General features: G+C 70.9%; 11 protein-coding genes. 4 read left to right on the forward strand and 7 right to left on the reverse strand.

Features of this window, described 5'->3' with window-relative positions:
- Positions 1–126: 126 nt before the first annotated feature.
- The 3 genes from H293_RS0136050 to H293_RS0136060 are packed head-to-tail and all read left to right on the forward strand — an operon-like array spanning position 127 to position 2,055.
- Positions 127–651 (forward strand): hypothetical protein, encoded by a 525-nt coding sequence (locus tag H293_RS0136050; protein WP_020122671.1) that lies wholly within the window; start codon positions 127–129, stop codon positions 649–651.
- Positions 648–1,127 carry a ferritin-like domain-containing protein gene (locus tag H293_RS0136055; RefSeq protein WP_020122672.1) on the forward strand — a complete coding sequence of 160 codons (480 nt, stop codon included), beginning with the start codon at positions 648–650 and terminating at the stop codon, positions 1,125–1,127. Before H293_RS0136050 ends, H293_RS0136055 begins: the two co-directional genes overlap by 4 nt.
- Positions 1,128–1,155: 28 nt before the next feature.
- Positions 1,156–2,055, forward strand: a complete 900-nt coding sequence (locus H293_RS0136060) for an aminoglycoside phosphotransferase family protein (protein WP_020122673.1) — start codon at positions 1,156–1,158, stop codon at positions 2,053–2,055.
- Between the two features lie 43 nt (positions 2,056–2,098).
- On the opposite strand, the gene H293_RS0136065 is transcribed toward H293_RS0136060, so the two are convergent.
- From H293_RS0136065 to H293_RS0136095, 7 genes are all read right to left on the reverse strand, one after another.
- A complete protein-coding gene (locus H293_RS0136065; RefSeq protein ID WP_020122674.1) occupies positions 2,099–3,802 on the reverse strand; it encodes a proline--tRNA ligase in 1,704 nt (567 codons plus the stop codon).
- Positions 3,803–3,876: 74 nt separating this feature from the next.
- Entirely contained in the window at positions 3,877–4,407 is a 531-nt protein-coding gene (locus H293_RS0136070) for a GNAT family N-acetyltransferase (RefSeq protein WP_020122675.1), read from the reverse strand.
- Between the two features lie 25 nt (positions 4,408–4,432).
- Entirely contained in the window at positions 4,433–5,281 is an 849-nt protein-coding gene (locus H293_RS0136075) for a GNAT family N-acetyltransferase (protein ID WP_020122676.1), read from the reverse strand.
- A 167-nt stretch (positions 5,282–5,448) separates the two neighbouring features.
- Entirely contained in the window at positions 5,449–6,606 is a 1,158-nt protein-coding gene (gene ispG / locus H293_RS0136080; RefSeq protein ID WP_028808497.1) for a flavodoxin-dependent (E)-4-hydroxy-3-methylbut-2-enyl-diphosphate synthase, read from the reverse strand.
- 170 nt (positions 6,607–6,776) lie between these two features.
- The gene (locus tag H293_RS0136085) at positions 6,777–8,069 is read right to left on the reverse strand and encodes a M50 family metallopeptidase (protein WP_106968489.1); all 1,293 of its coding nucleotides are present in this window, start codon (positions 8,067–8,069) and stop codon (positions 6,777–6,779) included.
- 8 nt (positions 8,070–8,077) lie between these two features.
- A complete protein-coding gene (dxr, locus tag H293_RS0136090; RefSeq protein ID WP_020122679.1) occupies positions 8,078–9,334 on the reverse strand; it encodes a 1-deoxy-D-xylulose-5-phosphate reductoisomerase in 1,257 nt (418 codons plus the stop codon).
- Positions 9,335–9,409: 75 nt separating this feature from the next.
- On the reverse strand, positions 9,410–11,341 hold the full coding sequence (locus H293_RS0136095) for an acyl-CoA dehydrogenase family protein (protein WP_020122680.1): 1,932 nt from the start codon (positions 11,339–11,341) through the stop codon (positions 9,410–9,412).
- Between the two features lie 790 nt (positions 11,342–12,131).
- On the opposite strand from H293_RS0136095, the gene H293_RS0136100 reads away from it, so the two are divergent.
- Positions 12,132–13,145: a LacI family DNA-binding transcriptional regulator gene (locus H293_RS0136100; protein WP_020122681.1), complete on the forward strand. Its 1,014-nt coding sequence runs from the start codon at positions 12,132–12,134 to the stop codon at positions 13,143–13,145.
- The last annotated feature ends 57 nt before the right edge of the window (positions 13,146–13,202 follow it).

The following is a 13,202-nucleotide window of genomic DNA, read 5'->3' on the forward strand; positions in this document are numbered from 1 at the left end:
GTCAAAGGGTATCCGGTCGCGAAGGGTGTTGCCGTCCAGGTGACATCGGATGCGCGGGTACCGTGATCGCCGGCGGGCTCGACCTCCCGCCCGTTTGTTCGTACGAGCTTCCCGAGGACGTCTGTCGTGCCGTACCCCCCTCAGCCGCGCGTCCCCTCCGGGCCGCGCAGAAGATCCCTGCTCGCCTCGGTCGCCGGGGGCGCCCTTCTCGTGGGGTGCTCCGACGGGACCGGAGACAGCGAGGAGGGCACCGCCGGCAGTCCCTCCGTCGTCGAACGGGTCCGCGTGCGGGCGGCCCGGGACAGTCGGGGGATCGTCGAGCGGTACGACGCGGTCCTGGCCGCGCATCCGATGCTCGCGGAGCGGGTCGGGCCGTTGCGGGCGGAAGCCGTGCGGCATGTGGAGGCGTTCGGGGAGAAGGTCACGACGGCCTCCCCCACCGCGCCGGGCAGCGCCTCGCCCTCGCCGTCGGCCACCGTGCCCGCGACCGAGAGGGACGCCCTCGCCCAGCTCGCCGCCGCCGAGCGGGCGCTCGCCGATCGGCGGGCCCAGGCACTGCTGGACGTCCCCAGCGAGCTGGCCCGGCTGCTGGCCTCGGTGGCGGCGGCCGGCGCGGCGCACGCCTACCTGCTGACGGAGGGTGCCCGATGAGCGAGAAGCAGGAGCTGGAGGCCCTCCAGAAGGCCCTGGCCGCCGAGCACGCCGCCGTCTACGGCTACGGCGTCGTCGGCGGCCGGATCGGCGAGGCCCGGCGCGCGGAGGCCAAGGCCGCCTATGACGCCCACCGGGCCCGCCGGGACGCCCTGGTGCGTGCGGTGCGGGACCTGGACGGGAAGCCGGTGGCCGCGGCGCCGGCGTACGCGCTGCCCTTCCCGGTGCCCGACCCGGCAGCGGCGGTACGACTCGCCGCCGATCTGGAGGACCGGGTGGCCGGGGTGTGGTCCGACGTGGTGCGGGCAACCGGGGGCGAGCGGCGGAGCACGGCCGCCGAGGCGCTGCGGGAGGCCGCGGTGCGGGCGGTGCGCTGGCGCGGCGAGAGCGTAGCCTTCCCTGGGCTCGCCGAGCGGGCGACCACGGCGTCGCCCTCGTCCTCGGCCTCGCTTTCCCAGGCGGCCCCCACGACGTGACGCGGTACTGGAAGGGAAAGACTCGCGCATGGCTTTCGAACCACCACAGCGGCTGGTGCGGGCGCTCGGCGAGAGCGTGCCGGACGCCGACGACTGGGTGGACAAGCTGCCCGACACCGCCGGACAGGCCGTCGCGCTGCGCGAGTTGACCGTGGAGCGGGTCCAGGTGCCCGGCGGACGCAGCAGCCTCGTCGTGCTTGTGCGGCGGCCCGACGGAACGCCCGCCGTGCTCAAGCTGGTGCCGCCCCGGTCCCGGCCGGAGAGCGAGCGGGCGGCTCTCGCGCACTGGGACGGGCGAGGGGCCGTACAGCTGCTGGAGCCGTTCGTCACCGAAGGTGTGCTGCTGCTCGAACGGCTGCATCCCGATGTCTCCGTGCGGTCGCTGCCCGAGGCGAAGGCGCTGCTGGAGGCGGCCGGGACCCTGCGGCGGCTGTGGGTGGAGCCTCCCGACGACGACAACGCCCATGTCTTCGAGACGGTGGCCGAACGGACCGGACGGCAGGCCGACGCGATGCGGAGTGCTCCCGCCGAGGCCGCCGCACTGGTGAGCGCGGCTCTCGACGCACGGGAGTCGTTGCTGGCCGCGCCCCCGGAGGAACGGCTGCTGCACGGCACGTTCCGGCAGAGCAAGGTGCTGTCCGGGACGCGCGCCCCCTGGCTCGCCGTCGGCCCCGACCCGGTCGTCGGGGAGTGCGCGTTCGACCTTGCGCGGCTGGTGCGGGACCGGGTCGAGGACCTGATCGCCACGCCGTCCGGGGCGGCGACCACCCGGCGGCGGGTGAAGCGGCTCGCGGAGTCGCTGGAGGTGGACCAGGAGCGGCTGCGGGGATGGACGCTGTTCCGGGCCGTGGAGTCGGGGGTCCGGGCGCTCCGGGTGGGACGGCCCCGGGACGCCGAGCTGCTGCTGGAGTTCGCCGGGTGGCTGTGAGGCGGCGTTCGGGTACGCCGCCTCACCTCGTGACGGTTTTTCCCTAGGCGGTCAGACGGGCGATCGCCTCGTCCACCGTCAGCTCCTCGCGCTCACCGCTGCGGCGGTCCTTGAGCTCCAGGACGCCCTCGGCGGAACGACGGCCCGCGACCAGGATCTTCGGTACGCCGATGAGCTCGGAGTCCGTGAACTTCACCCCCGGGGAGACACCGGCGCGGTCGTCGACGAGGACCCTGAGGCCCGCCGCGCGCAGCTTCTCGGAGACGTCGAGGGCCACTTCGATCTGGAGGGCCTTGCCGGCCGCGACGACGTGCACATCGGCCGGGGCGACCTCGGCGGGCCAGCACAGGCCCTTGTCGTCGGCGGTCTGCTCGGCGAGAGCGGCGACCGCGCGGGAGACGCCGATGCCGTAGGAGCCCATGGTCACGCGGACCGGCTTGCCGTGCTGGCCGAGGACGTCGAGCTTGAGGGCGTCGGCGTACTTGCGGCCCAGCTGGAAGATGTGGCCGATCTCGATGGCGCGGTCCAGCTTGAGGCCGGTGCCGCACTTCGGGCACGGGTCGCCCTCCTGGACGACCACGACGTCGACGTACTCGTCGACCTCGAAGTCCCGGCCCGCGACGACGTTCTTCGCGTGCGTGTGCTCCTTGTTGGCGCCGGTGATCCACGCGGTGCCGGGGGCCACCCGCGGGTCGGCGATGTACTTCAGCTTCTCCTGACGGCCCTGCGGACCGACGTAGCCGCGGACGAGGTCGGGGCGGCCCACGAAGTCCTCCGCCGTCACCAGCTCCACGGCGGCGGGCGCGAAGTGGGCCTCGACCTTGCCCAGGTCGACCTCGCGGTCGCCGGGCACACCGACGGCCACGATCTCGCCGTCCACCTTCACGAGGAGGTTCTTCAGGGTGGCGGAGGCCTCGACGCCGAGGTGGGCGGCGAGGGTCTCGATGGTCGGGGTGTCGGGGGTGGGGATCTCCTCGAGAGCGGCGACGCCGTCCGCGTCCACCGGCTTCAACTCGTACGTGATCGCCTCGGTGTTGGCCGCGAAGTCGCAGTTCGGGCAGTCGGCGAAGGTGTCCTCGCCGGCCTCGGCGGGGGCGAGGAACTCCTCCGACTTGGAGCCGCCCATCGCGCCGGCGGTGGCGGCACAGATGCGGTAGTCGAGCCCCAGGCGCTCGAAGACCTTCCGGTAGGCCTGCCGGTGCAGCGCGTAGGACCGGGCCAGGCCCTCGTCCTCGGTGTCGAAGGAGTACGAGTCCTTCATCAGGAACTCGCGGCCGCGCAGGATCCCGGCCCGCGGACGGGCCTCGTCACGGTACTTGTGCTGGATCTGGTAGAGGATGACCGGCAGGTCCTTGTAGGAGGACGCCTGGTCCTTCACCAGCAGGGTGAAGATCTCCTCGTGGGTCGGGCCGAGGAGGTAGTCGCCGCCCTTGCGGTCCTGGAGCCGGAACAGCTCGGCGCCGTACTCCTCCCAGCGGCCCGTGGCCTCGTACGGCTCCCGCGGCAGCAGGGCGGGGAGCAGCACCTCCTGGGCGCCGATCGCGTCCATCTCCTCACGGACGATCCGCTCGACGTTGGCCAGCACCTTCTTGCCGAGCGGCAGCCAGCTCCAGATGCCCGCGGCGGTACGTCGGACGTACCCGGCGCGCACCAGCAGCTTGTGACTGAGGACCTCGGCGTCCGCCGGGTCGTCGCGCAGCGTCTTCGCCATCAACTGGGACATGCGCTGGACCGGTGCGTTCGCCATGGTTCTCGTACTCCTGCCGGAAAAAGGGTGATGGCAAGGAGGTTAGCCGGGGGGCGTCTGCCGGTGGAAATCCGTTAACGGCGGCGCAGCGGCAGCGGGGCCCCCATGACCGCGTACGGCTTCGGGGCACTCGGGAAGAGGACCTGGCGGGCGAGGTCCTGGTAGCCGAGCGAGTGGTACAGGCCGCGGGCCGGACTGTCGGTGTCGATCGCGGAGAGGATCGAACGGGGCTCGGCGGCACTGTCCGTGATGGTGGTGATCAGAGTGCGCCCGATGCCGCGGTTCTGGTGCTGCGGGTGCACATGGAGCTCGGTGATCACGAAGGAGTCGTCGAGCCAGAGGTCGTTGTGCCGCGCGCGCAGGTAGGGCTCCACGACGGTGGACCACCAGTGGGTGCGGTCGTTGGGCATGCCGTACACGAAGCCCACGAGGGTGCCGCCGACGGTCGCGCCGAGAGCTCTCGCGCCGGGGTAGGTCATGTGCCGCAGGACGATCTGACGGCGGACCGCCACCTCGTCGGCACCGAGCCCGAAGGCGACGGCTTGGACGGCTAGCGCCTCGTCTACGTGGGCCGACAGGTCTAGGGGGCCGATGACGAGGTCCATGCGGGGAGCGTACAGGCAGGCGGGTTCAGAAGAGGACGCTCATGAACGCGCCCACCTCCTGGAAGCCCACCCTCGTGTACGTCCTTCTGGCCGCCGTGTTGAAGTCGTTGACGTAGAGGCTGACCACCGGGGCCACGTCCGCGAGGGCGTAGCGCAGGACCGCGGCCATCCCGGGCGCGGCCACTCCCCTGCCCCGGTACTCCGGGGCCACCCAGACGCCCTGGATCTGGCAGGCCCGGTCCGTCGCGGCGCCGATCTCCGCCTTGAAGACGACCTTGCCGTGCTCGTCGACACGGGCGAAGGAGCGGCCGGAACCGACCAGTTCGGCGACGCGGGCCTGGTAGAGGAGACCACCGTCGCCGGCCAGCGGGGAGACACCGACCTCCTCCGTGAACATCGCCACGCAGGCCGGCATGATCGTCTCCATCTCGTCCTTGCGGACGCGGCGGACGTACGGATCCGGGGCGATGTCGGCCGGCATGCGGTCGGTGACCATGAGCGGCTGGTGGCCGCGGACGTCCCGGGCCGGGCCCCAACTGGGCTCCAGCAGGCGCCAGAGCAGAGCGGTGGGTTCGGCCGGGCCGACGATCGAGGAGCAACGGCGGCCCGCCCTCCTCGCCCGGTCGGCGAAGGCACGGACGGCTCGCGGGGTCGCGCAGATCGGGACCAGGTTGGCGCCGGCGTAGCAGAGGGACGTGAGCATGCCGTCCTCGTACCAGCCCCACATCTCGCCGCCGAGCCGCCACGGGTCGAGGCCGGCGACCTGCACCCTCGACGTCACGAAGGCGTTCGCGACCGGATCACTGTCGAGGATGGCGAGCGCGGCGTCCAGGTCGCTCGGTTCGAGGACCCGGGAGGTCGTCTGGGTCAACACGGGCGGGGCCTCACACTGGGGTCTGCTGATCTCCGCACTGTACCTGTGGAAGCCGAGCGGTGCCGACCCGCGTTTCGGTGCCGTTTGCCGTGAGGCGCCCGGTGGTTCGGTGACCGTTCCCGGGGGCCGCGCGCCCCCGGACGGGCTGAACCGGCGGTCGGCCGGTGTCAGCCCGCGACCGACACCGACGGCTCGCCCGAGGCGATGCCCTGTGCCTCCATCTGCTCGGCCAGCTTCATCGCCTCTTCGATCAGGGTCTCCACGATCTTGGACTCGGGGACGGTCTTGATGACCTCGCCCTTGACGAAGATCTGCCCCTTGCCGTTGCCGGAGGCGACGCCGAGGTCGGCCTCGCGGGCCTCGCCCGGACCGTTCACCACGCAGCCCATGACGGCGACGCGCAGCGGGACCTCCATGCCGGTCAGGCCCGCCGTGACCTCCTCGGCCAGCTTGTAGACGTCCACCTGGGCGCGGCCGCACGACGGGCAGGAGACGATCTCCAGGCCGCGCTGCTTGAGGTTCAGGGACTCCAGGATCTGGTTGCCGACCTTGACCTCCTCCACGGGAGGCGCGGAGAGGGAGACACGGATGGTGTCGCCGATGCCCTGGGAGAGAAGCGCCCCGAAGGCCACCGCGCTCTTGATCGTGCCCTGGAACGCCGGGCCCGCCTCCGTGACGCCGAGGTGGAGCGGGTAGTCGCACTGCGCGGCCAGCTGCTTGTACGCCTCGATCATGACGACCGGGTCGTTGTGCTTCACCGAGATCTTGATGTCCCGGAAGTCGTGCTCCTCGAAGAGGGACGCCTCCCACAGGGCCGACTCGACGAGCGCCTCGGGCGTCGCCTTGCCGTACTTCTGGAGCAGACGGCGGTCCAGGGAGCCCGCGTTCACGCCGATGCGGATCGGGGTGCCGTGGTCGCGCGCGGCCTTCGCGATCTCCTTGACCTTGTCGTCGAACTGCTTGATGTTGCCGGGGTTCACCCGGACCGCCGCGCAGCCCGCCTCGATGGCGGCGAAGACGTACTTGGGCTGGAAGTGGATGTCCGCGATCACCGGCAGCTGCGACTTTCGGGCGATCGTCGCGAGGGCGTCCGCGTCGTCCTGGGTGGGACAGGCCACGCGCACGATCTGGCACCCGGAGGCGGTGAGCTCGGCGATCTGCTGGAGCGTCGCGCCGATGTCGGACGTACGCGTCGTCGTCATCGACTGGACCGAGACCGGGGCGTCACCGCCCACCGCGACCGTGCCGACCTGGATCTGCCGGCTCTTCCGGCGCTCGGCGAGCTTGGTCGGAACGGACGGCATGCCGAGAGAAATCGCAGTCATCTGCTGTGCAACCCCAAGTCGTGGATCAAGGTCCCGGTCCCGTCAGCGGCGGGCTCCAGGCTTCGAGATTACGGCACCGACCGGGGCCCGAGCACATCCCGCCCGCCAAACCCACCCAATGGAAGGCGGCCCGGCATGGGTCACACCGGGCCGCCTCGAACGCCGTATGGCTACGAGATGCGCACTGGGTTAACGACGTCCGCGACGAGCACCAGCAAGGTGAAGCAAATGAAGATCCCCGCCACCACATAGGCCACCGGCATCAGCTTCGCCACGTCGAACGGGCCCGGGTCCGGGCGCTTGAGGACCTTGGCCAGGTTGCGGCGCAGGGACTCCCACAGGGCGCCGGCGATGTGGCCGCCGTCCAGGGGGAGCAGCGGGAGCATGTTGAAGAGGAACAGGGAGAGGTTGAAGCCCGCCACCAGCATCAACGCCATCGCCAGCTGCTGGGTCGGCGGGATGTCGAGGGTGAAGATCTCGCCGCCGACGCGGGCCGCGCCGACCACGCCCATCGGGGAGTCCGGCTCGCGCGGGGCGTCGCCGAAGGCCGCGTTCCACAAGGCCGGGATCTTGCCGGGGAGGGCGGCGAGGGAGTCGACGGCCTCGCCGACGCGGTCGCCCATCCAGACCACGGAGTCGCCGAAGTCCTGCTTCACGATGCCGGTTGCGGCGCTGAAGCCGAGGAAGCCGGCGGTGACGTACTCGCCCTGGACGTACTGGCCGCTGGAGTCCTTCTTGGCGACCTGGTTGCTGGCGATCTTCGCCGTCAGGGTGACGTCCTTGCCGTCGCGCTCGACGACGATCGGGACCGTCTTGTCGGGGTTGGCGCGGATGAGGTCGGAGAGCTTGTTCCAGTCGTCGGTCTGCACGCCGTTGAACGAGATAATCTTGTCGCCCGCCTTGAGGCCGGCGGCCGCGGCCGGGGAGGCCGGGTCGGAGGCCTTGCAGGTCTCGCGGTTCTGGCTCTGGGCGATCACGCACTTGGAGACCGAGCTGACCGTGTTGGTCTGCTGGGAGATCCCGAAGCCCATGAGGACGGTGAGGAACAGGGCGACGGCGAGGATCAGGTTCGCGAAGGGGCCCGCGAACATCACGATGACGCGTTTCCAGGGCTTACGGGTGTAGAAGAGGCGTTTCTCGTCGCCGGGCTGGAGTTCCTCGAAGGCGGCCGAGCGGGCGTCCTCGATCATGCCGCGCCAGGGGGAGGTGGAGCGGGCGCTGATACGGCCGTCGTCGCCGGGCGGGAACATGCCGATCATGCGGATGTAGCCGCCGAACGGGACGGCCTTGATGCCGTACTCCGTGTCGCCCTTCTTGCGGGAGAAGACGGTCGGGCCGAAGCCGACCATGTACTGCGGCACGCGGATGCCGAAGAGCTTGGCGAAGGACAGGTGCCCCAGCTCGTGCCACGCGATCGACACCAGGAGGCCCAGGGCGAAGAGCCCTATGCCGAGGATGAACATCAGGGTCGTCATGCACGGGCCTCCGCCGTCTGTGCCGTCAGTTCCCGGGCCCGGGTCCGCGCCCAGGTCTCCGCTTCGAGGACGTCCGCGACGGAGAGCGAGGTTCCCCCGTGCGGGGTGCCGTTCTCGTCCACCACCCGGGTCACGGTCTCCATGATCCCGTTGAACGGCAGTGCGCCGGCCCGGAAGGCCTCGACGCACTCCTCGTTGGCGGCATTGAACACCGCCGGGGCCGTGCCCGCGAGCTGTCCCACGTGTCGCGCGAGGTTCACCGAGGGGAACGCTTCGTTGTCGAGCGGGAAGAACTCCCAGGTCGACGCCTTGCTCCAGTCGAAGGCGGGCGCCGCGTCGGGGACGCGTTCGGGCCAGCCGAGGCCGATGGCGATCGGCCCGCGCATGTCGGGGGGCGTCGCCTGGGCGATCGTGGATCCGTCCGTGAACTCAACCATCGAGTGGACATACGACTGGGGATGCACGACCACCTCAATGCGGTCGAAGGGAATGTCGTAGAGGAGGTGTGCCTCGATGACTTCGAGACCCTTGTTGACGAGGGTCGCGGAGTTGATCGTGATGACCGGGCCCATGGCCCAGGTGGGGTGGGCGAGGGCGTCCTCGACGGTCACCTGGGCGAGGTCGGCCTTGGTGCGGCCGCGGAAGGGGCCGCCGGACGCGGTCACGACCAGCTTGCGGACGTCGGCCCGGGTCCCGGAGGCCAGGGCCTGGAAGAGGGCCGCGTGCTCGGAGTCGACGGGGATGATCTGCCCGGGCTTGGCGAGGGCCTTGACCAGCGGGCCGCCCACGATGAGCGACTCCTTGTTGGCGAGCGCGAGGGTGCGGCCCGCCTCCAGGGCGGCGAGGGTGGGGGCGAGTCCGATGGAGCCGGTGATGCCGTTGAGCACGGTGTGCGCGTCGGAGGCGGCGAGCTGGGTGGCCGCGTCGGGGCCGGCGAGGATCTCGGGGAGCGGCTCGCCGGTGCCGTAGAGACCGCTGAGCGCTTCGCGTAGCTGGGGTACGACGTCCTCGCGGGCGACGGCGACGGTCCGTGCCCTGAGCCGGTGTGCCTGCTCGGCGAGGAGTGCCACGCGCCCGCCGTTGGCGGAGAGGCCGGTCACCCGGAAGCGGTCGGGGTTGCGCAGCACGAGGTCGATGGCCTGGGTGCCGATCGAGCCGGTGGAGCCGAGGATCACCACGTCCTTGGGGCCGTCGCCCGCGACCGGGTCGTAGACGAGGTGCGGGTCGGCGAGAGGGGCTGGACTGTCGCTCATCCCTCCATTGTGGCCGTAAGGACGGTGTGGGGGGACAGCGCGTCCCTCTCCCGGGGGGCGCGCTGTCGTGAGGGGTCAGCGGATGGGCCGGTGGACGTTCTCCTTCTCGGAGGGGCCGGGGGTCGCGTCCGCGATCCAGACGCCTTCGCCGGAGGGGTCGACGATGCCGTCCTCCAGCCAGGCGTAGGTGCCGGAGAGCACACCCTTGACGACCTTGCGGTCCTGGTCGTCGGTGTTGTTCCAGAGGCGGCCGAAGAGTTCCTCGACGCGCAGGCGGGACTGGTGGCAGAAGGCGTCGGCGAGCTGGTAGGCCTCGCGGCCGTGGGCTTCGGTGGTGTAGAGGAGTTCGGCGCGTACGCAGGCGGCGCTCATCGCGAAGAGTTCGGCGCCGATGTCGACGATGCGGCCGAGGAAGCCCTGCTTGGTCTCCATGCGGCCCTGCCAGCGGGACATGGCGTAGAAGGTGGAGCGGGCGAGTTTGCGGGCCGTTCGTTCGACGTAGCGCAGGTGCGTCGAGAGGTCGACCTCTCGTTTGAACTCACTGTAGGAGTTCGGGAGTTGGCCGGGTCCGGCGACGAGTTTGGGGAGCCACTTGGCGTAGAAGACGCCTGCGTTCGCGCCTGCTTTCGCCTTGTCGCCGAGGGATTTGTCCGGGGCGATGAGGTCGCCTGCGACGGAGAGGTGGGCGTCGACGGCCTCGCGGGCGATCAGCAGGTGCATGATCTCGGTGGAGCCCTCGAAGATGCGGTTGATGCGCAGGTCGCGCAGGACCTGTTCGGCGGGGACGGCCTTCTCGCCGCGGGCCCTCAGGGAGTCGGCGGTCTCGAAACCGCGGCCGCCGCGGATCTGGACGAGTTCGTCGGCGATGAGCCAGGCCATCTCGGAGGCGTAGAGCTTGGCGAGGGCGCCTTCGATGCGGATGTCGTTGCGGTTCTCGTCGGCCATCTGGGAGGACAGGTCGAGGACGGCCTCCAGGGCGAAGGTGGTCGCGGCGATGAAGGAGATCTTGGAGCCGACGGCTTCGTGGTGGGCGACGGGCTTGCCCCACTGTTCGCGGGCGGCGGACCATTCGCGGGCGATCTTCAGGCACCACTTGCCTGCGGCGACGCAGGAGGCGGGGAGCGAGAGGCGGCCGGTGTTGAGGGTGGTGAGGGCGATCTTCAGGCCCTGGCCCTCCTTGCCGATGAGGTTCGCGGCCGGGACCCGGACCTGGTGGAAGCGGGTGACGCCGTTCTCGATGCCGCGCAAGCCCATGAAGGCGTTGCGGTTCTCGACGGTGATGCCGGGTGAGTCGGTCTCGACGACGAAGGCGGTGATGCCGCCCTTGTGGCCCTCGGACTTCGGGACGCGGGCCATGACGACGAGGAGGTCGGCGACCACGCCATTGGTGGTCCAGAGTTTCACTCCGTCGAGGACGTAGTCGTCCCCGTCGGGTACGGCGGTGGTGGCGAGGCGTGCCGGGTCGGAGCCGACGTCCGGTTCGGTGAGGAGGAAGGCGCTGATGTCGGTGCGGGCGCACCGGGGCAGGAACTTCTCCTTCTGCTCCTGGGTGCCGAAGAGCTTCAGCGGCTGGGGTACGCCGATCGACTGGTGGGCGGAGAGCAGTACGCCGATCGCGGGGCTCGCGGAGCCCACGAGGGCGAGCGCCTTGTTGTAGTACACCTGCGTGAGGCCGAGGCCGCCGTACTTGGTGTCGATCTTCATGCCGAAGGCGCCGAGTTCCTTGAGTCCGGCCACGACGTCGTCGGGGATGCGGGCCTCGCGTTCGATGAGGGCGCCGTCCACCTTGGTCTCGCAGAAGTCGCGGAGTGCGGCGAGGAATGCCTCGCCCCGCCGGGCGTCCTCCTCGGGGGGCATGGGGTGGGGGTGGATGAGGTCGAGCCGGAACCGGCCGAGGAACAGTTCCTTGGCGAAGCTGGGCTTGCGCCAGTCCTGCTCCCGGGCTGCCTCCGCAACCTCGCGGGCCTCGCGCTCGGTGACGACGGGCTTGGTGGACGGTGCGGACATCAGGCTCACCTCGTCGTGAATGGGGATCTTGGGGGTCGTATGGTTACCGACGGGTGCTACCCGATCGTATGTACCTGATCCGGGGCGAGCCCACCACCCCTCGCGCGGCCGTTCGGCCCATGTCGACGGAATACGATCCGGTGCCGGGTCATCGGGGCGGCAGAGACCGCGTCGGTGCCGAGCTCATGTATGTCGCTTCTCGGAGGTCTCCGGTCCGAGGGAGGGTGCCGCCGGGGCGGCCCTGCGGCCGGTGGTGGGGGCACGGAAACACAGGCGCGGCCGTTTCCGGGTCCGGTTGGCGGGTGAGTGCGACGGGGACGACCGTCGGCGGGCGTGGCTTCGCGTGCGCGCTGCCGAGGCGGCCGGTCCCCGGCCCCGGTGTGTGTCAGGGCGGTGCCGGCCGGGGCGAGGTCCCAGCCCCCGTCCTGGCCGAGCCGCCCCCACCACCCAGCCGGGCCCCACCCCACCCCGCGCTCCACCGTCCCGTCGAGCCCCGCCCCACTCGGTACCGACCTGTTCTGCGGCCGGACTCCCGTGTCCCGCTCCATGGCCCCGGCGGGCCCGTCGTGGTAGGCAGGAAGCCGCGCCCCGCCAGGGCGGTGAACGACCAGGCCGGAGTGGGTTCATCTGCTTGGGTCCGTCCCTGCGGGTCACTCGCCCAAGAGTCTTGTCGAAGCGCTTCGACAACCTATGGACACCCACTCCCGGGGGAGCTACTGTCGAACCACCCCCACTCGCACCTGTTCACACTGCGCACTGTCGAAGCGCTTCACAAAGCTTGGAGAGCTGGATGGTCACCCTCGCCGAGGTCGCCCAGCACGCCGGAGTCTCGGCGAGCACGGTGAGCTATGTCCTCAGTGGCAAGCGGTCCATCTCGACGAGCACCCGGCAGCGGGTCGAGGAGAGCATCCGCGAACTCGGCTACCACCCGAACGCGGGCGCCCGCGCCCTCGCCAGCAGCAGGTCGAACATCATCGCGCTGATGATCCCGCTCCGCACCGACATGTACGTGCCGGTGATGATGGAGATCGCCATCGCGGTGGCCACCACCGCGCGGACACACGGGTACGACGTCCTGCTGCTCACCGGCGAGGAGGGCCCCGACGCCGTACGGCGCGTCACCGGCAGCGGGCTCGCCGACGCGATGATCCTGATGGACGTGGAACTCGACGACGAGCGGCTGCCGTTGCTGCGCGGCACCGACCAGCCGTCCGTGCTCATCGGCCTGCCCGCCGACACCTCCGGACTCACCTGCGTCGACCTCGACTTCCGGGCCACCGGCGCGCTGTGCGTCGAGCACCTCGCGAAGCTAGGTCACCGCGACATCGCTGTCATCGGCGAGGCCCCGGCGGTCTACGAACGGCACACCGGTTTCGCCGAACGCACCCTGGACGGACTCCGGTCGCGCGCCCAGGAGTTGGGCGTACGGCTGCTGCACCGGCCGTGCGACGGCGGGTACGACGCGATGGCCGTGACCCTCGCCCGCGTCCTCGACGAGCGTCCGTCCACCACGGGCTTCGTCGTGCAGAACGAGCAGGCCGTGGAGCCGCTGCTCGCGCTGCTGCGTCAGCAGGGCCGGGCCATCCCCGAGGACGTCTCGGTGGTGGCGATCTGCCCCGAACAGGTCGCCGTGCAGGCCTCGGTGCGGCTGACGTCGGTGGCCATCCCCGCCCAGGAGATGGGCCGGCACGCCCTGGAGCGTCTCGTCGCCAAGCTGGAGGGCCGCGGTGAGGACGAAGTGGTCCTGATCGAGCCCGAGTTGACGGTCCGGGCGAGCACGGGCCCGGCGCCTTCGGTGTCCTGACACCTCCCCCACCGGATCCCACCCACCTCACACCACGCGTTCCGTGCCTGTGCGGCA

This window comes from Streptomyces canus 299MFChir4.1 (genome assembly GCF_000383615.1).
In the GTDB taxonomy this organism is placed as follows: domain Bacteria; phylum Actinomycetota; class Actinomycetes; order Streptomycetales; family Streptomycetaceae; genus Streptomyces; species Streptomyces canus_C.